The following is a 23,612-nucleotide window of genomic DNA, read 5'->3' as shown; positions in this document are numbered from 1 at the left end:
CCTGCCGGCTTTCTCAGGGGTGTTTTATTTATGAGTTATTCAGTTCTTTCTTGAAAAGTAGGGGTGTTTCAGGAGTCTCTGTGAAAGAAGAGCGCCTAAAGCACACCAGATGCTGTCCATGGGCAGGAAGATCAGTGCGCCGAAGCGGATTGCCTGGTTAAGACCAAGTGGAGAACCGGATAAAATCAGGTTCTTCAGCAGGTACAGATAGATGACACCTGATGTGTAGATGATGAGAAGACCGATAAATGAGATGACGAGCAGTTTAAGAAGACTTACGGACCTTAGTCTGTCCTTCAGAATTCCCATGGAAAGTGCTGCAAGGATAAACCCTATGAGGTACCCGAAGGTTGGTGTAAGGATATATCCTATACCACCACCACCTGTGAATATGGGCAAGCCAAGAAGACCCAGGAGTACATAGATAAGCTGAGCGTATGCGGCTTTCCTGCCAAGGAGAAGCGCAGAGATGACGACAAAGACGGTCTGCAGTGTGACGGGTACAATCCCTATGGGAATCCTTATGAATGCACCGACAGCGGTCAGTACGGAAAAAATGGGAATGACTGCAAGGTCTCGTGTGGATATTTTTTTCTTTCGGGCTTCCATGATCATTATTTTACTCTCTTTCTGATGCTGATCTCTCCGGAGTTCAGTGTCATGATTTCATTATTTCTCATTAGGATCAGATGTCCCTGTTCATTAAGATCTTTAATGTAGGCGGAGAACTCTTCGTTTCCTCTTTTTACGGTAATCTCTTCACCGAGATAAAGCATCTTTTCCTTATATAGAGCGATCAGTCTAGTGCGGTCTTTCTTTGTCATGAGAAGATATTTATCCAGTGCGCTGATGACTTTTGCGATGATCTCATTTCGCACGAACTTTTTCCCTGCTGCTTGATAAAGGGATGAGGCGATATCACTGATTTCTTCAGGGAATGCTTCTGTGTTGACGTTGATACCGATTCCGATGACAAGAGCGCTTAATGCGCCTGTCTCAAACTCAAGGGTACCCTCGGTAAGGATTCCGGAAAGCTTATACCCGTTATGATAAATGTCGTTGACCCATTTGATTCGTGTAGACTCATTCAGTTCTTCGTCAAGAACTTCGGAAACAGCAAGCGCTGCCGCGAGGGTTGCGAGGCTGGTATCATATTCTGAAAGGTCCTCTGTTTTCAGAAGGGACATGTAGAGTCCACCCTGATCTAGGGAATGAAAGGATTTTCCGAGTCTTCCACGACCCTTTGTCTGGGTCTTTGCAAGAACAAGGGTGTTGTTTTCCAGAGCTTTATGTTCCTTGATGTAGCTGTTTGTGGAAGGGGTTTCGTTTAAGATGATGATCTTAAGATCTTTTTTCATATTCTCATTCAGATTCATACGGATTTCACTGTCTGACAGTGCATCGCTCCAAACAGAGAGAAGATAGCCTTTGTTCTTTATCGATTGGATGTCATATCCTTCTTCCTTCAGTGCATGTACGGCTTTCCAGACGGCGTTTCTTGAAATACTGAGACGATCCGCCAGAACGTTGCCGGATATGATGCTGCCTTTATTCTCTTCCAGTATCTTCAGTAAAAGTTCTCTGCTCAAAAGTCATTGCTCCTTCCTTGACGAGTGTGATATGCTCCGCCTTTATCAGTATAGTAACCTTTCTCTTTTGAGTCAACCCAAAATTGAAAACAGGGTGACAGAGATTGACAAGCAGCAGGGTTTCTGATAATATACCCTATAGGGGTATGAAACCCGGAAAAAATTATAGAAGGTGAACTTAAAAATGAATCAGATAACCCTATACACTACGCCATCCTGCATATGGTGTCACAGAGCAAAATCCTATTTTGATCAGAACAGAATTTCCTATGTGGAAAAGGATGTTTCAAGAGATAGAGAAGCTGCCGATGAAATGATCGCAAAATCCAGACAGATGGGTGTACCTGTGATCGATATCAACGGGAGTGTCATCATCGGATTCGATCAGTCGCGCATAAACAGCCTTCTGGATCTATAAAACCGATACCTGAACCCTGAGACCTCTAAGAAGGTCTCTTTTTCATGTGGCCAAAATGATACACATATTGTCCAGTTAGTTGTACGGACAGTGTAAATCTCATAATTTTTTTAAAAATAAGGAATTTGTATCCTGAATAACCTTGACTCGACTGGGAGTGTGATGTAACATAGACCTTGGATAAAATTTTAACAATAAGGTGTGAACCCTGTGATATCAGTTTAGGCAGAATGTATGACAAAAGCAGGATGATCCTAATCTCATGGTAAACATCATTTGTGTATTCATGAAGAGTCATGAGTCAGTAGCACCGGTATTGTTAAAGCTTTATGTTGTTTCTACAGACATCTTTCTCGGATTGTGGTGTCTCATGGTCTGAGCTTTTCTTTCTTGAATCACCATAAAAATAATACACCTTCGCGGTATCTGGAAACAGCAGACTGCGGCAGGTGTATTATTTTTGGCTTGATTTTAACTGATTCGTTGTCTACTTCACCGTCTCTGTAGTCTGATTGATTATCTGCTTATTTCTGATTATTGAACTCTATCCATTTAAGTCTATCCATTTAAGTCTATCCATTTAAGGCTATCGAATGATGTCTATCTGCTTCTGAGCATCATACTGCCTGAATGAGAAGCGGTATGAGGGAAGAACCGTTATAAAAAGCAACTCATGCATTAATTGTGCATAAAATCTTGTATATACAAAATAACGGTGTGATTAAAATACCGGCTGAAAGCGTAATACTATCAAATATTGCATTATATTGTGAATATATCAGGTGTAAACGCTTGTAATTTTCAAATTTAAAGTGAATTCCGTTGAATTGTTTCATTTGAAATAAAATTCACCGATATGTATATTTATTTAAACGACTATGCTATAATCGTACATGTTCTTTAAAGAGGACACTTTATCAATGAGAATTACACGGAGAAAAGAGGAGAGTTTAAAATGAATAAAATTAAAATGACCGCACTTATGATATCCCTGCTGCTGGTTATGAGTATTTTTGCGGGATGTGCGGATAATGGTCCACAAACTGGAGAGTCAGGAAAGACGATACTGAAAGTAGGTACCGATCCGACTTATCCGCCTTTTGAATATACTAATGATGCCAATGAGATTGTCGGATTTGATATCGATCTTGCCAAAGCACTTGCAGAGAAGATGGATATGGAAGTGGAGTTTGTTCCAACATCCTTTGACGGTATCTTCAATGGTATGAATGCCGGCTCCTATGATGTCATCATAGCGGCCATAAGCATGACACCAAGCAGAATGGAGACCATGCTATTCAGTAAGCCATATCTTTCCAACGGTCAGGTCATTCTGACAAGAAAAGATGCGGAAAAGATTTCCACACAGGAAGAACTGAAGGGAATGAAAGTCGGTGTTCAGCTGGGTACAACCGCGGATACTGCTGCTGAAAAATATGCTGATGAATATGGTTTTGAAGTGACCAAGTTCGATGAGATCATTCAGACCTTCTCCGCAATGAAGGCAGGTCATGTGGATGCTATTGCAGTGGATTATGCCGTAGCCATCGAATATGTCCAGAGAGAACCTGAAAGCTATCAGATATCTGATGTCATGCTGACCAATGAGCCCATCGCTGTAGCAATCAAGAAAGAGAACACAGAGCTTCATGAAAAGATCGATGCCGCTCTTCTTGAGATCAGAGAAGATGGAACGCTTAAAAAGATATCCGAAGAATGGCTCGGTGGAGACTACACTTCAGATATCGACGAAGAACTGGACGTTGTCGAATAATAAACACTCGGAAGGAGATAGGTAAGTGATCACACAGGAACAACTAATGGCAATTATTGAAGGTACCCAGAGAACGCTCCTCATAGCAGGAGTAGCCATCATCTTCGGAATCCTTCTTGGGGTGCTTATAGCATTTTTCAAAATTTCAAGAAGCAAGGTGCTCAATGGGCTGTCCTGGTTTTATGTATGGGTATTCAGAGGAACGCCTATGCTTATGCAGCTGTTTGTATTCTATTACGCGATGCCGCTGTTTACATCAGATGTCTTTGGTATAACACTCAGGATACCGGCACTTACGGCAGCATTCATCGCGTTTTCCCTGAACTCCGCTGCCTATCTTTCAGAGATTTTCAGAGGCGCGATCCAGAGTATCGACAAGGGACAGATGGAAGCGGCTAAAGCGCTTGGTATGAGCTATTATCAGGCCATGTTCAAGATCATCATCCCCCAGAGCTATAGAAGACTGATTCCGCCGCTGGGTAATGAACTGATCACTCTGGTCAAGGATACATCCCTGGTTGCTTCCATATCACTTTTTGATCTTCTGCGTACAGTACAGGTCATGAACAATTCTTCAGGTGAATGGGTCTACTTCATCTATGCCGGTGCCATTTATCTGCTCTTCACTTCCATCATCCAGCTGGCCTTTGACCGCCTGGAGAAGAAGTATTCAGTTTACGAATAAGGAGAATTTGAGATGATTAAATTAGAAAACGTACATAAATCCTTTGGTGAGCTGGAAGTTCTTAAGGGTATTGACCTTGAAGTCAGTGAAGGGGAAGTCGTCTGCGTCATCGGACCTTCAGGCTCAGGAAAGAGCACCATGCTCAGATGCATGAATCAGCTGGAAACCATCACTTCAGGAAAGATCTACATCAACAGCAATCTGGTCAGTCATATTGAAGATGGAGCCGATCAGCTCAATCTTCCTGAAAAGGATGCTTCGAAGCTGAGAACGACTTTAGGTATGGTGTTCCAGCGCTTCAATCTGTTTCCTCACCTTACGGTGCTTGAGAACCTCACCATCGCACCCAAGATGGTCAAGGGAGAAAAGGGGGCCGGAATGAATGAAAAGGCCATCGGTCTTCTTAAGAGCGTGGGACTTTTTGAGAAGAAGGATGAATATCCTTCCAAGCTCTCCGGAGGTCAGCAGCAGAGAGTGGCCATCGCAAGAGCCCTTGCCATGAACCCATCCATCATGCTCTTTGATGAACCTACCTCCGCACTTGATCCTGAACTTGTGGGTGAAGTGCTGGAAGTCATGAAGAAACTTGCGGAAGATGGAATGACGATGGTTGTGGTCACCCACGAAATGGGCTTTGCCCGCGAAGTGGGTACAAGGGTCATCTTCATGGATGAAGGTCAGATTGTCGAGCAGGGTACACCTGAAGAAATCTTCGAGCATCCTAAGATGGACCGTACAAAACTGTTCCTTAATAAAATCTTCAAATAGAAGATGCATCGGAAACTTATTGGTCAGATGGAAACAACTGGCCATTCCCATATCCTTCAGAAGGTATGATAAACCGGAAGATTTTGTTGGTTCTAAGCATAAATATGCATTAATATTCGAAAAAATCTGACAAATGAGCATCGAAGAGCAGTCATTTTCCTGCTTTGTGATTCATTGAAGAATAGGGTCATACAAAGGATATTTAAGAAAATAACAATGAAAACGGTTATAAAATCCGACTTTGGTATTTCGGAAAAACGATTAATAAATATACATAATTTTATATAAATATACTTTTCAAAATCGGGATTTATGTTATAATGAGCAAAGTCAGGTCAAAGAAAATTAAGGAACAAAAAGGAGAGTAATAAATGAAAAAAATACTGGGAACTTTTACTTCTATACTGGTTGCAGGTGCACTGTTATCCGGCTGCGCTGCAGAAGAGTCAGACGGGTCTGTTCTTAAAATCGGAACAGATGATACTTATCCGCCGTTTGAATTCAGAGATGAGGCCAATAAACTTGTCGGATTCGAAGTGGACCTGGCCAGAGAAATCGGCGAAGAGCTGGGTATGGAAGTGGAATTTGTGTCCACCAGCTGGGCGGGTATCTTCAACGGACTGAACTCAAAAAGCTATGATGTCATCATGTCCGCAACAAGCATAACGCCAAGCAGACTGGAATCCTATATTTTTACTGATCCGCATATGACCAATGGTCAGGTTATTGTTACTCGTAAAGGGGAAGCATCCCTTACCTCTCCTGAGGAGCTGAAAGGCCTCCAGGTTGGAGTTCAGCTCGAAACTACAGCAGATATCGCTGCAACAAAGTACAACGAAACAACCGATTTTGAAATCCTTCGTTTTGATGAAGTCATCCAGACCTTCTCTGCAATGAAGGCAGGGCATGTGGATGTCATCGTTGCGGATTATGCTGTAGCCATCGACTATGTGAATAAGGATCCTGAATCCTATCAGCTTACTGAAGTCATGCTGACAAATGAACCCATTGCCATCACCATCCGTAAGGAGGATACTGCTCTTCGCGATAAGCTGAATGGCGCACTCGACAGCTTAAGAGAGGATGGTACTCTTAGTGACCTTTCGGTAAAATGGCTGGGTGATGATTATACGACGGACATCGATACAGAGCTCAATGTAGCTGAATAAGATCTTCCCACCGTTTAAGGCTGTATCGCTTTAAAAGGTGCTAAGGAGATTCAAGATAATAGGAAAACGAAAACCTGAGGACTGATTTCGATCATATCTTCAGGTTTTCATTTATACTTTTTTCCCGGAATGTTTTTTTGCCTTCCTTGACGAATAAGTCTATCATAAACTTAATGAAGTACTTTAAAGCTAAGAATGACCACTATATCGGAAATTCATAATGAAAGGAGGATGAATCATATGAAACTGACCATACTGGGAAACAACAGCACCACGGCAAGTGCAGGAGGAGCGTGTTCATCGTATCTTGTGGAAGCTTCGGGGAAGAAAATTCTCATGGATATGGGTAGCGGAAGCATTTTCAATCTCAAGAAGATTACAGGGGTAGATGACATCGATGCGATCATCATCACTCATCATCATTTTGATCATTTTGTGGACATTATGCTCATGCGCTACGAAAAAGAAGGAAGAATATATATGGGGGAAGAGGTAAAACCCATCCCGCTTTATACACCGAAAATGCCTGACTGGCTTTTTGAGTCGCTGAATAAGAATCATCTCTTTGATTTCCACTTTATCGAAAAAGATGAGACGGTTAATATCGGAGAACTGTCCATAGATTTCGTGCCGGTCCTTCATCTGTTGGAGACCTATGCAGTGCGCATTAAAGACGGGGAGAAGGTGCTTACCTATTCTGCGGATACCGGTCTATGTCAGGGGATACTCACTGCATCCGAGGACGCCGATCTTTTTCTCTGTGAGGCGAGCTACGGCTCCTATGATCCTTATGTCATCAGTCATCATCTGACCGGAAAAGAAGCGGGAGAAATTGCGAAGATGAGCACGGTCAGGAAGCTCCTTCTCACTCATCTTCCGGAACATGGTAAGGAGAATGTACTTAAGGATGCCCAGGAAGTGTTCAGAAATACAGAGCTTTCGGAGATCATGAAAAGTTATGAGATTTAATTTCTGTTTTCTATCTTGACTCTCCCCTTAGGTCAGAAGGTAATCTCTGATTATAGAGAGGAAATGAGGTGTGATGATGTTTCAGATCGGACTGTTTTCGAAAATTGCAAAAACCACTGTGAAGACTCTGAGATACTATGAGAAGATTGGTCTCCTAAAACCCTGTTATATCGACATGGAGACAGGTTACCGGTATTACTCAACGAAAGAGCTTATAAAGCTTCATCGGATACAGAGCTATAAACAGATGGGGATGTCTCTTCTTGAAATCGAAAAGCTTCTGAGAGGAGAAGATCCGGAGCTTCTTCTTGAAAGAAAGAAGGTAGAGCTTAAAAGAGAGATGGAGCTCCTTGAAGATCAGATCACACGCATCGGAACCTTTCTTATGAAACAGAAGGAGGAAAAACTGATGAACTATGAGGCTTTAATCATTGATATCCCTGAGGTGATTGTCTACAGCAAGAAGGTGCGTGTACCGGATTATGATGCGATGTTTACGGTCATACCCGCCATCGGACAGGAGGTCATGGCGCTCAATCCGGACCTTTCCTGCAGAAAACCGGAATACTGCTTCAATATCTATCTTGACGGAGAATATAAAGAGAAGGATATCCGATTTGAACTGAATGAAGCGGTGGATGATTTCGGTGTCGAAGGTAACGGCATCACGTTCAGGAAGATGCCGGAGACGACAGTAGCTTCTGTCATGCACAAGGGTCCCTACGACACGCTTGGTGAGGCATATGCCTATATCTATCAGTGGATAGAAGATAACGGATATGAAGCTTCTGATAATCCAAGAGAGAGCTTCATCGACGGCATCTGGAACAAGGAGTCAAGCAAGGACTGGCTTACTGAGGTGCAGGTGCCGGTGAAGAAGAAGTAGGTTCACGCTAAAATCATGAGCTTTCATACCTTAAAAACAGAAATGACTGAGGAGCAGCGCACGCTGCCTCTCAGTCATTTGTCTATCTTTACATTTAAAGATAGATGTTGATCAGTCTACCTTATACTCATTCTTCTTGTCGTCGATGAGCTCTTCTTTCTTTTCCTTCTCAAGTCGCTCTTCTTCTTCCTTTTCTTCATCAAGTCTCTTTCTGTCTTCCTTAAGGGTTTCGACATCGAGATGTTTCGCTGCCATTTCTTCTTTAAGGGCTTCAAACTTCGACAGGATCATTTCCTTATCGACGATGGAAAGGAAAGAGTTCTTCAGCCTGGTTGCATTTTCCAGAGCTTCATAGGCACTAAGATAGTCACCTTTTTTCCACAGGATGATTCCATAGTAGTAATGGGCTTCAGGGAACTTTACATAGTCGATGATGCCTTCATAGAGGGCTTCAGCTTCGTCGTATTTTCCCAGGAAGTAATAGGACTGTGCCAGATTGTCGGTGATGACATTATCGTCCTTATTGTATTCGAAGGCTTCCTTGTTCACTTCCAGAGCTTTTTCATAGTCGCCTTTAGCGATATAGAGGTAACCCAGGATCTCATACATAATGGAGTTCTTATACTCCTCTTTGATGTCAAGAACAGTCTCAAGGGCTTTGTCCACGTCACCCTTCTTCCAGGCGAGAATCGCAAGGTTCAGGATATTGTTGTACTTGAAGCGCTCATCTCTTGTTTTCATGTTTGCCGCTTCCTTAAGGTAGGGCTCCGCTTCTTCAAGTCTTCCTTCACGAAGAAGGACATAACCGTAGCTGGATTTGATGTAGGGCTTTGCAAATCTGTGATTGACCGCCTTTTCAAAATACTGCATAGCCACTTCAGTGTTGCCGGCATTATAGGCACGGCTTCCTTTTGTCGCCTGCAGAGTAGGGTAATTGCGGTATACCGTAAAAATAAGGTAGCCACCGATCAGAAGATTTGCTACTGTGGAAAAACCGCTGTAGATCAGGATGAATATTCCTGCTATGACGATGAGATCAATGACCGGTAAATTTTTAAGCTTCATCTTAATTTCCTCAACTTCCAATGCTTTTTTCTTCTCAAATCATATCATGAAACGAGAAAGATTTGAATAAGATTGATTTATTGTCTATGATATATATTAGCTGTATTTTCTTAAGAATAGATTACATGAGTCTAAAGAGAGGAAGATACTGATGAAGAAATTGATGAGGTGAGGATATGATCGAAGCAGTATTATTTGACCTGGACGGCACAGTAGCCAATACCAACGAACTGATTTATGAGTCTTTCAGAAGACTCTTTTACGATAAGATGAAGCTTGAAGTGGGGGATGAGGAAATCTACAGTCTCTTTGGAGAACCTCTTCAGAACAGTCTTCTTAAATATGCGGAAGACACAAGGGAGCTGATCTCCTATTTCAGATCCTTCAATGAATCAAACCATGACGAGATGATCAGGCCATTTGAAGGAGTGGAAGAAGCGCTCAGGATGCTGAAGGACCGTGGGCTGAAACTGGGGATAGTCACTTCCAAAAGAGAACGGATGGCAAAGAGAAGCCTTATGATGCTGGGCCTTCTTGATTATTTCGATGTGATCATCACCCCTGAGGCAACAGAGCTTCATAAGCCTCAGCCTGAGCCTCTATATAAGGCCTGTGAGCTCCTTGGCGGGATCGATCCGAAGAACACCCTAATGGTTGGCGATTCTTCCTACGACATCCTCTGCGGCAACAGAGCAGGAGCCGTTTCTGTCGCGGTTTCCTATACTCTGATCCAGCCTGAGACCATTAAGGTGGCAGAACCGCACTATACAGTGGATGATCTTCGTGAACTTGTAGGAATCATTGAAGAACTGGACGGAAAATAGAAGAACATGAAAAAAGCAGGAAAGCGATTAAAATTGCCTTTCCTGCTTTTTTACTTCTCGGATCATTATATCTGGCTACTTCACTTCTGGAAGAGCGATTTCACTCTCGGTATGCAATCTGTTGAATGCGGATACCCCATAGGTGTAGTTTTGTGTATCCAGATGATTCAGCTTATATCGCCCGATAGACCGGTCAAAAACGATCTTTTTATGGATGTAGCTGCTGTTCTCAGAATCGGGATCGTTTTTCGGGAACTGATAGATGATGAAATATCTTGTCTTCTCGCTTTCATCGAATCCTTCATATCCATCGGTAAAGCTTAAGATATTATTTTCAAGGGTCACATGCTTCGGCGCAGAAGGTTTTGCCTCAGGAAGATTTCTGTTTTCGGGGATGATCGAGATACGCTCGAACACTTCTTTTATGGCTTCATTGTTCTTCATGAGAGAGGTCCTGCCCTCGCCTGAAAACTCCTTATGATTTGGGGTCAGATGTCTGAAGCTGAAGAAAGCGCTGCCTCGGATATTCTTAAGTGTATGATTGAAGGCGATCTGATCGCGGATAAGGGTATCCCCCTGCCAGAGCGGGTTTTCATACTGCTCGTAGACTTTGTAGTTTGCGTGCCCGATATATAGATCAACCTTGGTGCCTTCTACAACATTGTCCCACCATTTTGCAAGAACCGGGTAAGGTGCTGCGCTCTCACCGAAATTCCAGTAGATCTGAGGGAGAATATAGTCGATGATCTCATCCTCGACCCACTTCTTTGTATCGATGAAGACGCTGTGATTGTAGGTCTCGGAGCTTGATACAGGTGTATCGGAACCCTCGCCGTCTGTCTCTTCAGCGTGTCCCCAAATACCGAATGGGCTTATTCCGAGCTTCACATAGGGTTTGAGATCATGAATGCTCATGCTGAGATTTTTCACAAAACTGTAGGTGTTGTTTCGTCGCCAGTCTTTAATATCGGTGTAGCTTCCCTTATGCTTTTCGAAGGTCAATTTGTCTTCTTCATCATCTCCGAAGAAGTAGGGAATATTCTCGCCGTTCTCACCCTGTCTTGTGGACCGGTAAGGGTAGAAGTAGTCATCCAGATGCACCGCATCGATGTCGTATTTTCTGACCACTTCCATGATGGAGTTGATCACAAATTCATGGACATCCGGGTCACCGGGATCAAGGAAAAGCCTGTCGTCGAACCTTAAGACCTTATCCGGATTCTTTCTTGCGTAACTGTCCTCATGAAGCGTCGTGAGGATTGCCTCAGTAATGTCTTCGCTTTTTTCTACGGTTATCCTGAAAGGATTGAACCAGGCATGGAATTCCATACCTCTTCTGTGGGTTTCAGCTACCGCATACTCAAGAAGATCAAAGGGAAGGGGAAGACTTAAGTCTCCAGTGACGTATACTGAAGGCGGATTGAGTGCAGAGATGTACAGTGCATCTCCTGCAGGTCTTACCTGCATGATCACTGCGTTCAGATGATACAGCTCATAGACATCGAGAATCTTTCGAAAGGAATCCTTCAGCGCCTGGGTATCCATACCCGGCTTTTCAGGATACTCGAGGTTTCTGACAGAAGGGAGCCATGCTGCCCTGAACTCATACTTGCCCATAGACAGGTCTTTCTTCGGTGCAAGATATACAGTATCCTCATCTTCTTCCTCCACCTCACCCTGAGGCGTCTCCACACCAGTTTCCACTGGGGTTTCTGGAGTTTCGCTCTCTTCAAGCATCATGTTGCATGCCCAGAGGATGAACATGCTTAAAATCAGAAGAAGAAGGGAACCGAATATGGCGCCTTTCTTTCTTTTGGGGATCTTTACGTTCTGGGGATAGACGAGAATCTTTTCCTTCTCGTCTTTCTTGCTGTCCAAATTCACTCACCTCACCTTCTGATTAAGTATCCGGTTCTATAATTTTCTCATTCCATGCATTCAGGTTAATTTTTCTATGTCTAATCATTATGTCATGTCTTTTTCACTGAAGAGTTACAATAATATTAAGGAAAAGGGACCGATTATGCTCAGTCCCATGGTTTCAGGCGTATTTCTATCTGAAGCGGTTGCTTCTGTGATCGTCCACAAATTTCTTTGAACGTCTTGCAGATTCGATTCTTCTTCTTCTTGCCGCTTTTTTTCTTTTGTTGTTGACCGTTACCACCACGAAGGTGACGATGATGGTCAGGGTGATGAGAACAATGAGGATATAGCTTAAGAGATGAGTTTTAAGGATCTTCTTCTGTACATCCACTGTGGAGACAAGATTTACGGATTTCGTGATCTGTCTTTCCTTGACTGTAGCTTTACCCACAACAGTCTCTTCTTTGATTTCATCCGCTGAAAGATCCTGATACTGAAGATCAAGACTTGTTTCACTCAGGTTGATGTCATTTCCGTAGTAGGAGATGGTATCCACGGATTTTACAGGAACATCGATTTCCCTGGTGGGTCCGATGAACTTGTAAGGCTTGTAGGATACTGTGATGACACCGACTTCTTCCGCCTTGGACAGTTTGATGATCTTCTCTTCTTCGAAAGCGCTGTCGATCATCTTCAGGGTGTCTTCAAAAACCTTGACGTTAGCATTATCCGTCTTATCTGAATTGAGGATGACGTTACCGATGACCTTTCCGTCTCTTTCATAGACTCCAGCAAAGCATCGGCCGGCTTCTCCTGTATATCCGGTCTTACCCATGACGTTCCCAAAGAGTCCGATATGCTTGTTCTTGTTTTCGATTGTGCCCAGTGTCTGATTCTTGCTTTTCAGTTCATAGGTCTGCTTCTTCGAAACCTCCATGATCCACGGATCATTATAGGCAGCCTTAAGCAGGAAGCTGAGATCATAGGCTGTTGTATAGTGGTCTTCATGATGGATTCCTGTTGTTGTCACGAAATTTGAGTTCATCATGCCGATTTCCTTGGCTTTTGCATTCATAAGATCGGTAAAACCCTTTATGCTTCCTGCTACATTCATGGCGATCACGACAGCCGAATCGTTTGCGGATCCGAGAAGAAGTGCGTGCATGATATTGTCAGCTGAGATCTCTGTCCCCACCGGAATATTCTTGAGGTTTGTGTAGATGGAGTAGGCGACTTCCAGTTTACCCTCCTGAGGATAAACCATATATTCCGTTTTCTTCGAGGAGTAATGGTCTGAGAAGACCAGCGCCGTCAGAAGCTTTGTAATGGATGCCGGATACATCTTCTTGTCGATGTCCTTGGTATAGATCAGTTCCCCAGTTTCCAGATCGAAGGATAGGGCTGATGAACCGTTGATCTCAGGCATATCCGCTTTGACGGAAATGGCGGGAAACATAAAAATAATCAGCAGTATAATTACAGGTATTCTTTGCAGTGTCTTTCTCATGGGTTCCTCCTCTTATTTAAATGAGCGTAAATATCTCATCAATATGCTTAATGACAGTAAATATGTCTATATTTGAACATCCAGTTAATATTATAACCTAAAATAGAACAGATTTTTCATCAAAAAAGCAACATTATATCTGTTATAATGAACTTATGAAAAATTTAAGGAATAGGTGAGGAAATTGAAGTCCATAGATCTGTTTAAAAGTCGAAGACCAAACATCATCGGCAAGAGAAGAGAGTACTCTGTGATGCTTCTCATCGCCGAAATAGAGGGTGAGGACCATCTCATTCTGGAAAAAAGAGCAAGAACGCTGAACAGTCAGCCTGGAGACATCTGTCTTCCGGGAGGTTCCATCGATCAGGGAGAATCGCCTCTTGAAGCTGCAGTTCGTGAAACCATGGAGGAGCTTGGAATCGACAAAGAGGACGTGGAGATGATCGGTCCGATGGATTATTTCATCAGTCCCTACGGCCAGACGATGTATCCATTTGTTGCGCGTGCGCGAAGCAGCAGTTTTCGTCCGAATCCGGATGAGGTGGATAAGCTGATCTATATTCCGCTCTCATTTTTTGAAGATCACAGTCCACTGATCTACGAGATCGATCTCACGGCGAAGATGGGAGAAGATTTTCCCTATCATCTCATCGAGAACGGCAAGAACTATCCTTTCAGGCGGGCAACAAACAAACAGTATTTCTACAAGTATGGAGACCATGTGGTCTGGGGCTTTACAGCCCAGATCGTAAAGAGCTTCATCGATATATTAAAGGAGGAAGAAAGCAGTGAAGAATTTTGACTATCATAACCCCACAAGACTTGTTTTCGGTAAGGACACAATAAAGGACATCGGTAAGTTTGTCTCTGAGTATGGGGACAAGAAGGTACTTCTTCTTTATGGAAAAGGATCCATTTTCAAGAACGGCGTGTACGACGAGGTTGTTCAGTCTCTGGACAAGTACGGTATTGATTATGTGGAGATGAGCGGCGTTCAGCCGAATCCTGTTCTCTCTAAAGTGAGAGAGACAGTTGATTTCATGAAGAAGGAAAATGTGGATGCCATCGTTGCTGTCGGAGGAGGCTCAGTACTTGACACCTCGAAGATCGCAGCGGCCAGCTTCTACTATGATGGCGATCCATGGGATTTCTACGAGAAGAAAGTTTTCCCTGAAAAGGCTCTTCCCATCTATGGCGTACTGACCATATCCGCTACGGGTTCTGAGATGAATTCCGGTGGAGTCATCACCAATGAAGAGGAAAAGAAGAAATGGGGATGGGGATCAAAGTATACCTATCCAAGACTATCCATTGTGGATCCTTCCATTCAGAAGACTCTGCCTGTGAACCAGACCGTAAACGGTGCAGTGGATACACTGACCCATGTTTTTGAAGAGTATTTCGACGGAACGAAGGATACCTTAATGGCGGATGAATTTGCTGAAGGAATCATAAGAACCACCATGGAGACCGTAAAAGTCCTCATCAAGGATCCCAATGATTATGAAGCGAGGGCAAACCTTGCCTGGGCCGCCACACTTGCGCTGAACGGACTGAATGGTCTTGGCAGAAGAGGAGACTGGGCTTCCCATGGCATAGAGCATTCCATATCCGCCTATTATGACATCGCACATGCTGAAGGGCTTGCTATGGTTATGCCTGCATGGATGAAGTTTGTCTACAAGGAAGATGTGGATAAGTTCGCAAGATTCGGTGAGAAGATTTTCGGCATCACAGGTGAAGATAAGGAAGAGGTGGCACTGAAAGCCATAGAAGCCTACAAGAGCTTCCTGAAAGAGATCGGAGCTCCGGTAGCCCTTTCAGAGAGAAACATCGGTGAGGATAAAATCGATGTCATGGCGAAGAATGCACTCCTTCGTGGCCCATTAGGCGGTCTGAAGAAGCTGGAAGAAGAGGACGTGTATAAGATCCTCATGCTGGCAAGATAGCAGAACCTGAGAAGAAAATAGAGATGTATAAAACCCTCCTATCTGGAGGATAATGGAATTGGATCTTTAAGCAGCACGCTCTGCGGAAAAGATCCAATTTCTTCGCATAATGCCTGCTACTGACTGATAAAGCTGAAGAGAAAAATGCAGTGCGCAAGTGGCATTAATGATATCATAAGAAAAATCTGAACATAATAGAATGTATGTTCTTTTTGTGATATAATGTTCCCACAGACAGACAAATAGAATCATAGCGCTCATAACGGACCGATCAATATGAAAAGGAATGTGATGCCTTATGTACAAGGAGTTTTTCAAAATGATTAAAAAGAACAGACAGAATGAAATGATCATCGTGGATGGGGTAGTCGGCTCAGGAAAAACAACGCTCATGAATATCCTTAGAGAAGAGCTGAAACTTGACGGTTTTGAAGAGCCGGTAACGGATAACCCGATTCTAGGAAAGTTCTATCACGACCGACAGAGGTATGCTTTTCCTCTGCAGATTTTCTTTCTGAACCGAAGGTTCAGGGTTCTGAAGGAAGCCCAGGAAAAAAATGAAGCATGCATCATGGATCGGAGCATCTATGGTGATGTCATCTTTGCGAAGCTTCTTCATGACGGAGGAGATATGGACAAGGATGAATTCAGTCTATATCAGGATCTTCTTGCCAATATGCTTGATCATATCGAAGCGCCGAGACTCATGATCTATCTGCACTGCGACGTGGATACGGCTATCGAGCGGATCAGGAAAAGAGGCCGGGACTATGAGCAGATCGTGGAGAGAGACTACTGGGAAAGACTGAACAGCGAGTATGAGGAGTATTTCAAGGCTTACGATCTTTCACCGATACTCATCATCGAAGCGAAGGATTACGATCTTGAAAGAGATGAGGATAGGGATAAGGTTGTGGAGATGATTCGAAGCGCAATATATCATAAGGATAAAGTCATCAGCAATATGTAAGAAGAGTAATGATAAACCGGATAAGCCAGATAGATGAATCTATGGCATATCCGGTTTTCTTCCTGTCAATTTTCTCTTTTTTCATCCATCATGGATAGTTGATTTCCCTTGAAGGACAATAGGATACAATATGAGTTGTGAAAAATTTATTGATGAATTAATCTGCTATTCAAACCCTAGCTTAATCTTAAAATCGTTTACAGCTTACGGGTTTTTCTGGATTAAAATTAGTAAATTTTCGATTTATTGAAGAAATCATATAAAACTTCGGAAAAGAAATATCGGCATTTTAATATGTTATAATTTTGCCGAGAAGTACAAGAATCTGTTAATTTTGCACTTTAAGTGTACTTCCGGACCAGAGGGTCTAGGCTTCTCATCCGCGATGGATTAGAGTAATCATAGACGAATTTTAGTGAGAAATTAAAAATCAATGAAAGATGATCAAGGAGGAAGTTCAATGTCTACAATGGATTTACTGGGACTGAAGGAAGAGCAGTTAAAAGCGGGTCACTCCGTATGCCAGCTCATAGATGAAGCTGTCAGAAGAGGTGAGGGAAGGCTTACAAAAGAAGGCGCGCTCTTGATTGAAACAGGCCAGTATACTGGGCGTTCGCCTAAGGACCGCTTTATCGTAAAAGATGGGGTGACTGAAAACACCATCGCTTACGGCAGGACGAATCTGCCTATGGAAGAGGCTGTCTATCAGAATCTTCTTTACAAGGTAAAAGACTACATGAAGGACAAGGACCTGTATCTCATAAAGGCGAAGGCAGGATCATCAGACAAGTATTCCCTGAAGATCAACGTCATCTGTGAAGATGCTGCTCAGGCTGTTTTTTCAAGCCAGATCTTCATCAAGGATACTGAGCGTGAAGGTTCAGATGCAGATTTCACAGTGGTTGCTCTGCCGAATCTCAAGGCAAAGGGCAAGGAAGACGGCATCCACTCCGAAGCTTTCGTCATCCTTAATTTCAGGGATAGAGTCGTACTCATCGGGGGAACGAAGTACTCCGGAGAAATCAAGAAGTCCATTTTCTCCGTCATGAACTATCTTCTTCCGGATGAAAATGTACTTCCCATGCACTGCTCGGCAAATATGGGACACGACGGCAGGACAGCTCTTTTCTTCGGACTTTCCGGCACAGGTAAGACCACGCTTTCAGCAGATCCCAAGAGATTCCTGATCGGTGATGACGAACACGGCTGGTCAGATGAAGGTATCTTCAACATCGAGGGCGGCTGCTATGCCAAGTGCATCAACCTTGAAAGGGAGAAAGAACAGGAAATCTATGATGCCATAAGATTCGGAGCGGTTCTTGAAAATGTCGTGGTAAGCGATCAGGGCGTTGCGGATTACTGTGACGGTTCCTTGACTGAGAATACAAGATGCACCTATCCTCTGGAATATATCGATAACCGGGTAGATGACAAGAAAGGCGGACATCCAAGTACCATACTGTTTCTGACGGCAGATGCGTTTGGGGTCATCCCGCCGATCTCAAAGCTCACGAAGGAAAGCGCCATGTATCACTTCATGTCAGGCTACACCTCGAAGCTTGCAGGAACGGAAAGAGGGATTGTGAATCCTGAAACCACCTTCTCGGCACTATTTGGTGAACCATTCATGCCAAGACAGATAGAAGAGTATGCTGATCTTCTCGGCAGAATGATCGATGAGCACGATACTTCTGTCTACCTCATCAATACCGGATGGAGTGGTGGCGTCTACGGCGTCGGAAGGAGAACACCGCTCAAGTACACAAGACTTATGGTGGATGCCGCTTTAAACAATGAACTGAAAGATGTGGAGTTTGTCCATGACCCGATCTTCAATCTGGATATTCCGGTGAAGATCAAGGATGTTCCTGATGAGATTCTCATTCCGGAGAATCTGTGGGCGGACAAGACGCAGTACAGAAAGGTCGCAGCTGAACTCTCAGAAAAGTTCAAGGAGAACTTCAAAAGATTTAAGGATGTATCTGAAAAGATCGTCTCTGCAGGACCTTACTAAAATTCTGGTACCCTCGGCTAAAGGAAAGCTGGACTTAAGCTCCAGATATTCCTTTAGCCTTTTAATATGAAGACATAAGATACTTATGGCGTTCTGGTGAAGAAGCATGGAGCTTAGAAAATTCGCATTATATAAGTTTTAAGAGGAAATTCAGGTAAAGGCAGCGAAATTTGTGTAAAATGGATAGGGAATGATTAAGTAGGAGATTTGGAGGTAGTTTATTTTGGATATCTATTTTATTTTTAAGGCAATTGTCATTGCCATTGTAGAAGGTGTTACGGAGTTTATTCCTGTATCATCCACCGGTCACATGATTCTTGCAGGCGACATCATCGGATTTCCCGAGAATGAGTTCACAAGAATGTTCAATGTGGTCATCCAGCTGGGTGCGATTCTTGCGATTGTTGTCCTCTACTGGAACAAGCTTTTCACCATGGCAAAGTCTTTCTTCAAAGGAGAAAAGAAGGGACTCAATTTCGGAATCGCTTTGATTATCGGAGTTCTTCCCGCAGCTGTGCTCGGATTCCTTTTTGAAGACTTCATCGATGCTTATCTCTTCAAGCCGCTGCCGGTTATCGTCGGTCTTTTTGTAGGCGCACTTCTTCTTATTTTCGTAGAAGGAAAATACAGAGGAAAGTCTAGTGTTCATGAAGTGGAGAACATCACAAAGATGCAGGCACTTAAGATCGGATTTTTCCAGTGCCTCGCCATGTGGCCAGGTATGTCCAGATCATCCTCAACCATAATGGGTGGATGGGTGAATGGGCTGGACTCTAAAGTCGCTTCAGAGTACTCCTTCTTCCTGGCTATACCGGTCATGATCGGAGCTTCTCTCATCAAGATGATCAAGTTTCAGTCTGATGTGGGATTCTCAAGCCTCGGCAGTACCGAGTGGGTATCCTTCGGCCTTGGATTTGTTGTCGCATTCCTTGTTGCACTCGTATGCGTAAAGGGATTCATCGGATACATCCAGAGAAAGCCCATGAAGGTATTCGCCTATTACAGAATCGCCATTTCAGCGATATTTGCAGTACTTCTAATCACAAATATCATCAGCATCTAAAGTTTTCCTTTATGAGCGGTTTGTGATAAAATTAGCTTAGTAAAATATTGGAGTGATTGATATGAAGGAAGTAAGAAGATATCTTGAAGACAGGCTTGGAAAGTACAGTTTTTATTTTGAAGACCTTAAGTCCGGTTTTATCTATGGATACAACGAACATGTTAAAATGACCTCTGCAGGATGTATGAAGCTGCCTGTCGCTTTAGCGGTGATCAGAGAGGTTGAGGAAGGCAAGATATCTCTTAATGATCCTGTGCTTCTGGAAAGCAGAGACCGTGTGGAAGGATCAGGTATCCTCAAACACCTCAACTCAAGAGAGTACACCGTGAATGAGCTCGTCATCGTCATGCTGGTTGAAAGTGACAACACAGCCACCCAGAAGCTGGTCAGCCTCATTGGGTTTGATGAGCTGAAGGCGAAATTCCTTGAGATGGGACTTGAGGACACGACGATGAATGATATGCCGGGTTCACCCATAAATCTCACGACAAGCTATGATCTGTCTTTATGTTGGAAACTTCTGAAAGGTGGAGAATTTCTTTCAAGAGAACATTCAAGATACATCATCGAACTTCTGAAGAGCGAAAACAAAAAGAAGAAGACCGGTTTCTATCTGGATGAATCCCTTAAGGAAAAGATTGCCAGCAAGGCAGGCGACATGCCGGGCGTGGAAAATGATACCACCCTCATCGAGCTTCAGAAAGGCGACTTTGTCTTCACCATCATGAGCTCAGATCTGCCAAACAGCGTTTACGGACTTGTCTCTTTAGCCAAATCCGGAAAGATGATCTGGGATGGAATCACTTACAACTGGAAATAAACGTGAAAATCGGAACCGGCTTCATGCAAGCCGGTTTTTTGCATAAAATGGATGTATGAATTGAGCATAAATATGATATACTCATATATGACAGTAAGCCATGAAGGCAGAAGGATAGATGATTAGGGTCTGTCAATTAACAGTTTTGGGAGTGAAGTCATGAGATATAAAGGGTTGACCATAGTCCTGTTTGCAGTGGTGACAATCGGATTTGTTTTCGGATTTTTAGATTATCATAAAAAACTCGACGCCATGCTGGGTAAAGAAATCGTTCAGGCAGATACAGGAGATTTCATTGTGCCACCATCTAATCCGGATGAAGAAGTAGAAACTCCTTCCGTGAGTCCGAATGACACGGAAGTCATCGTACCTTCTCTGACAGGCCTCAGTGAGGAAGAAGCGGTATCTGAGCTTAAGACGCTTATGCTTGTCCCTCAACCGGAAGATGAATACAGCTCCGAGTATGAAAAGGGTGAAACATTCGGCCAGTCTCCTTCCGAAGGCATCAAAGTCAAAGAAGGGACAAAGGTAAGCTTCAGTGTGAGCCTTGGGAAAAATGAAGATCAGGAGGATCTCATCATCGTGCCGAACCTGATCGGTATGGCAAAAGCCGATGCGGAAAACAAGCTTAAAGCTGCCGGGTTCAACGTGGGATATGAATATAATCCTTCCGAGCATTACGATGAAGGCTTTGTCTATAGTCAGAACTACAAGGTGGACGCTAAGGTTTCAAAGGGTACTCAGGTCACCATAAGAATCAGTACAGGACAATAAGAGAAAAGTGAATAAAAGTGATATGACGCGGGTGATGGATACCGGCGTCATTTTCTTAGGACTTTGGCATATCCTATGATATAATACAGATAAAAATGAGGATTGTCAGGGGGCGTTATCATGGTCAGAAAAGGGATTGCCATATTGCTTTTTCTTCTTGTCGGTGCGGGTTTTCTTTATGGATTCATCACGTACAACAGAAGACTCAGTAATATGATGAATCAGGAGATAAAGCAGGCTGAGGCTTCTGAGGAACCTGATATTCCTGCCGAGACACCAGGGTCTAAGAATGAAGATAGGGAGCCTGATGAGAAGCCCGATGACACCGATAAACTCATCACCATTCCCGGCATCGTGGGTCTTAGCGAAGCGGATGCAGTGAAAGCGCTTGAAGAGGTAGGCCTTGTAGCTGAGATCCATCAGGAATACATCGATGACGTGGATAAAGGTACAGTTTTCTATCAGAGACCACCGAAAAACAACGAAGTGCCTGAAGGAACAGTCATCAGTTTCAGTGTGAGCCGCGGACCTTACGGAAGTTCAGAGGACAAAGCTTCAGTGAAAGTACCGGATCTTATAGGGAAGACAGAAGCACAGGCTAAAGCGCTTCTAGATACGCTGAAACTTAAAATGAAATCCGTAAATGTATATTCGGAAACGGTAAAAAACGGACTGATCATCAGCCAGGACGTTGCTGCCGGCAAGGAAGCTGATGAAGAGAGTACAATAACTGTAAAAGTAAGCAGAGGCAGAGAACTCATCGATGTACCGGATGTTCTTAACCGGAGTGAAGCCGAAGCGAAAGCCTCACTGGAGTCAATAGGACTTAAGGTTTTTCTTAAAAGAGAATACAGCGACAAAGCCTTAGGGCTCGTCATCAGTCAGAGTCCAGGGGCAGGAAGAGCAGCTAAGGGCTCAACCATCAGTCTGACGGTAAGCAGCGGTCAAGAACCGATCTCACCTGTTCCGGATCCAGTAGAGCCTGAACCAGAAGACACGGAAGACCCGGATGCCGAAGAAGAGCCTATCCCTCCAGTTAACGAGCCTGAAGAAACCCCAATCGGATAGCCGCTCCATATGGGTATAAGGAGGGCAGAGTGAACAGATACTCTTTCCTATTCCACTATGATCACTAACCTGAGCACTGCTATAGTCCTTGAGACAGTTAAGATGTGAAACAATTAGAAATGGTTTACAATTTAATGACAAAAAAGTATAATTAGTATGGATCGGACTTATTGAAGTAAAAGTATGCGTGTGTGGGGTTGAAAATGGCTAGTATTGAACTGAACTCGAATCTCGTCATCAGGAGACCAAATCCTGATGATTTTTTGGGAATCAAAGAATTTGTGTCGAAAATAACTGAAAATACCAGAAATACCTACGGTGAACATGACTGGAAGGATACTCCGCTTGATGATGCTTCTTATGATGATCTTATCGACACTTTTGGCGCCGGTAATATCCTTCTCGGAATCATCGATGGCATTTTATCGGGTATCGTCGTACTGACCCAGAAAAATGCTGAAAAATTCAAGCATGTGGGAAACCTGACACTCAGCCTTCTCTCAGACGATCTCATGGATCCTCTGGGCAAGGAAATGATCTCAAGAATGATTCTTGCCTGTAAGGGAAAAGGCGTCATCAGAAAGGTCAACCTGAGAGTAAGGGAGGATCTTTTCAAGATCCAGGAAATCTATAAATCTTTAGGGTTTTATGAGGAAGGCAGCCTTGCAAGAGATGTCTGTCTCAACGGTATGTTCTACTCGACACTTCTTTACGGAAGAAGTATTGACTGATCGAGTCTATGTATTTTAACGTTAATACCCATCAGACAATCAGGGGCCAGAAATGGCTCTTTTTTTATTGGAAGTTTCTTCGAATGCCGATTTAATTCTTCATGAATGAGGTGGATGCAGTCATGAGGCGCAATGATTCTGCCGTTTCTGCAAGGTGAAATTTTTTCGGTCTTCGGTTTTTGCTCCTTGTGATTTTGGGGCAATGAAACTATAATAGTATCTGTAAACATTTTCAGATAAGGAGGGTTATTTTTTGAAAAAAGTAGTAGCAACAGACAAAGCACCAGGTGCCATTGGGCCTTACTCACAGGGCGTTATCGCAGGAAACCTCATATTCACTTCAGGACAGCTTCCTATGGATGCAGAAACAGGTGAAATGCTGGAAAACGACATCACACTTCAGACAAGAAAGTCGCTGGAAAATGTCAGAGCGATTCTTGAGGAAGCAGGCTCAGGTATGGAGAAAATCGTAAAGACGACGGTTTATCTGAGTGATATGGCAAACTTTGCAAAGATGAATGAAGTATACAAAGAATTCTTCAGTGGAGATTTCCCTGCAAGATCCGCATTCCAGGTGGCAAGACTGCCTAAAGATGCACTTGTTGAAATCGAAGCGGTGGCAATCCTTTAGCATCAGATATTAAGGTTCAGATGGCCGATTGTATAATTAATTGCAACAAACAAAAAAAGATTGAACCATAAGATG

Annotated in this window: 23 protein-coding genes; 18 read left to right on the top strand and 5 right to left on the bottom strand. The window is 43.4% G+C overall.

Features of this window, described 5'->3' with window-relative positions:
- Positions 1-39: 39 nt before the first annotated feature.
- Both RTX25_RS00115 and RTX25_RS00110 read right to left on the bottom strand, forming a co-directional pair.
- Positions 40-615: a biotin transporter BioY gene (locus tag RTX25_RS00115; RefSeq protein ID WP_312649204.1), complete on the bottom strand. Its 576-nt coding sequence runs from the start codon at positions 613-615 to the stop codon at positions 40-42.
- The gene (locus RTX25_RS00110; protein WP_312649202.1) at positions 615-1,589 is read right to left on the bottom strand and encodes a biotin--[acetyl-CoA-carboxylase] ligase; all 975 of its coding nucleotides are present in this window, start codon (positions 1,587-1,589) and stop codon (positions 615-617) included. The genes RTX25_RS00115 and RTX25_RS00110 overlap by 1 nt, the downstream gene beginning before the upstream one ends.
- 184 nt (positions 1,590-1,773) lie before the next feature.
- Between RTX25_RS00110 and RTX25_RS00105 the strand changes: the two genes are divergently transcribed.
- The 7 genes from RTX25_RS00105 (at position 1,774) to RTX25_RS00075 (ending at position 8,258) form a co-directional block, all read left to right on the top strand.
- Positions 1,774-2,007 (top strand): glutaredoxin domain-containing protein, encoded by a 234-nt coding sequence (locus RTX25_RS00105; RefSeq protein ID WP_312649200.1) that lies wholly within the window; start codon positions 1,774-1,776, stop codon positions 2,005-2,007.
- A 955-nt stretch (positions 2,008-2,962) separates the two neighbouring features.
- On the top strand, positions 2,963-3,781 hold the full coding sequence (locus RTX25_RS00100; protein ID WP_312649198.1) for an ABC transporter substrate-binding protein: 819 nt from the start codon (positions 2,963-2,965) through the stop codon (positions 3,779-3,781).
- Positions 3,782-3,806: 25 nt separating this feature from the next.
- A complete protein-coding gene (locus RTX25_RS00095) occupies positions 3,807-4,466 on the top strand; it encodes an amino acid ABC transporter permease (RefSeq protein ID WP_312649196.1) in 660 nt (219 codons plus the stop codon).
- A gap of 12 nt (positions 4,467-4,478) precedes the next feature.
- Positions 4,479-5,234, top strand: a complete 756-nt coding sequence (locus RTX25_RS00090; RefSeq protein ID WP_312649195.1) for an amino acid ABC transporter ATP-binding protein — start codon at positions 4,479-4,481, stop codon at positions 5,232-5,234.
- A 371-nt stretch (positions 5,235-5,605) separates the two neighbouring features.
- Positions 5,606-6,403 (top strand): ABC transporter substrate-binding protein, encoded by a 798-nt coding sequence (locus RTX25_RS00085; RefSeq protein WP_312649193.1) that lies wholly within the window; start codon positions 5,606-5,608, stop codon positions 6,401-6,403.
- Positions 6,404-6,643: 240 nt separating this feature from the next.
- Positions 6,644-7,372 carry an MBL fold metallo-hydrolase gene (locus tag RTX25_RS00080; protein ID WP_312649191.1) on the top strand — a complete coding sequence of 243 codons (729 nt, stop codon included), beginning with the start codon at positions 6,644-6,646 and terminating at the stop codon, positions 7,370-7,372.
- A 76-nt stretch (positions 7,373-7,448) separates the two neighbouring features.
- A complete protein-coding gene (locus RTX25_RS00075; protein WP_312649189.1) occupies positions 7,449-8,258 on the top strand; it encodes a MerR family transcriptional regulator in 810 nt (269 codons plus the stop codon).
- A gap of 111 nt (positions 8,259-8,369) precedes the next feature.
- Here RTX25_RS00075 and RTX25_RS00070 read toward each other — a convergent pair whose 3' ends face one another.
- Positions 8,370-9,323, bottom strand: coding sequence for a tetratricopeptide repeat protein (locus tag RTX25_RS00070; RefSeq protein WP_312649187.1), 954 nt, complete (start codon positions 9,321-9,323; stop codon positions 8,370-8,372).
- 176 nt (positions 9,324-9,499) lie between these two features.
- On the opposite strand from RTX25_RS00070, the gene ppaX reads away from it, so the two are divergent.
- Complete coding sequence (ppaX, locus tag RTX25_RS00065) at positions 9,500-10,147, top strand: pyrophosphatase PpaX (RefSeq protein WP_312649185.1); 648 nt, start codon at positions 9,500-9,502, stop codon at positions 10,145-10,147.
- Between the two features lie 75 nt (positions 10,148-10,222).
- Here ppaX and RTX25_RS00060 read toward each other — a convergent pair whose 3' ends face one another.
- Both RTX25_RS00060 and RTX25_RS00055 read right to left on the bottom strand, forming a co-directional pair.
- On the bottom strand, positions 10,223-12,025 hold the full coding sequence (locus RTX25_RS00060; protein ID WP_312649183.1) for a family 10 glycosylhydrolase: 1,803 nt from the start codon (positions 12,023-12,025) through the stop codon (positions 10,223-10,225).
- A gap of 175 nt (positions 12,026-12,200) precedes the next feature.
- The gene (locus tag RTX25_RS00055) at positions 12,201-13,517 is read right to left on the bottom strand and encodes a D-alanyl-D-alanine carboxypeptidase (protein WP_312649182.1); all 1,317 of its coding nucleotides are present in this window, start codon (positions 13,515-13,517) and stop codon (positions 12,201-12,203) included.
- Positions 13,518-13,701: 184 nt separating this feature from the next.
- Here RTX25_RS00055 and RTX25_RS00050 point away from each other — a divergent pair, with 184 nt between their 5' ends.
- From RTX25_RS00050 to RTX25_RS00005, 10 genes are all read left to right on the top strand, one after another.
- Complete coding sequence (locus RTX25_RS00050) at positions 13,702-14,319, top strand: CoA pyrophosphatase (protein ID WP_312649180.1); 618 nt, start codon at positions 13,702-13,704, stop codon at positions 14,317-14,319.
- Positions 14,306-15,466, top strand: a complete 1,161-nt coding sequence (locus tag RTX25_RS00045; protein WP_312649178.1) for an iron-containing alcohol dehydrogenase — start codon at positions 14,306-14,308, stop codon at positions 15,464-15,466. Before RTX25_RS00050 ends, RTX25_RS00045 begins: the two co-directional genes overlap by 14 nt.
- A gap of 319 nt (positions 15,467-15,785) precedes the next feature.
- Entirely contained in the window at positions 15,786-16,436 is a 651-nt protein-coding gene (locus RTX25_RS00040) for a deoxynucleoside kinase (RefSeq protein WP_312649177.1), read from the top strand.
- Positions 16,437-16,896: 460 nt separating this feature from the next.
- Positions 16,897-18,450 carry a phosphoenolpyruvate carboxykinase (ATP) gene (gene pckA / locus RTX25_RS00035; RefSeq protein WP_312649175.1) on the top strand — a complete coding sequence of 518 codons (1,554 nt, stop codon included), beginning with the start codon at positions 16,897-16,899 and terminating at the stop codon, positions 18,448-18,450.
- A 229-nt stretch (positions 18,451-18,679) separates the two neighbouring features.
- Positions 18,680-19,513 carry an undecaprenyl-diphosphate phosphatase gene (locus RTX25_RS00030; RefSeq protein ID WP_312649492.1) on the top strand — a complete coding sequence of 278 codons (834 nt, stop codon included), beginning with the start codon at positions 18,680-18,682 and terminating at the stop codon, positions 19,511-19,513.
- Positions 19,514-19,574: 61 nt separating this feature from the next.
- Entirely contained in the window at positions 19,575-20,333 is a 759-nt protein-coding gene (locus RTX25_RS00025; RefSeq protein ID WP_312649173.1) for a serine hydrolase, read from the top strand.
- A gap of 159 nt (positions 20,334-20,492) precedes the next feature.
- Entirely contained in the window at positions 20,493-21,107 is a 615-nt protein-coding gene (locus RTX25_RS00020) for a PASTA domain-containing protein (protein WP_312649171.1), read from the top strand.
- Positions 21,108-21,227: 120 nt separating this feature from the next.
- Positions 21,228-22,175 (top strand): PASTA domain-containing protein, encoded by a 948-nt coding sequence (locus tag RTX25_RS00015; protein WP_312649169.1) that lies wholly within the window; start codon positions 21,228-21,230, stop codon positions 22,173-22,175.
- Positions 22,176-22,378: 203 nt separating this feature from the next.
- Complete coding sequence (locus tag RTX25_RS00010; protein WP_312649167.1) at positions 22,379-22,906, top strand: hypothetical protein; 528 nt, start codon at positions 22,379-22,381, stop codon at positions 22,904-22,906.
- 253 nt (positions 22,907-23,159) lie between these two features.
- Complete coding sequence (locus RTX25_RS00005; RefSeq protein ID WP_312649165.1) at positions 23,160-23,537, top strand: RidA family protein; 378 nt, start codon at positions 23,160-23,162, stop codon at positions 23,535-23,537.
- The last annotated feature ends 75 nt before the right edge of the window (positions 23,538-23,612 follow it).

Source organism: Proteiniclasticum sp., from assembly GCF_032054185.1.
Taxonomy (GTDB): domain Bacteria; phylum Bacillota; class Clostridia; order Clostridiales; family Clostridiaceae; genus Proteiniclasticum.
The sequence above is the reverse complement of the archived record's forward strand: the minus strand, read 5'-3'. Positions and strand labels throughout refer to the sequence as shown.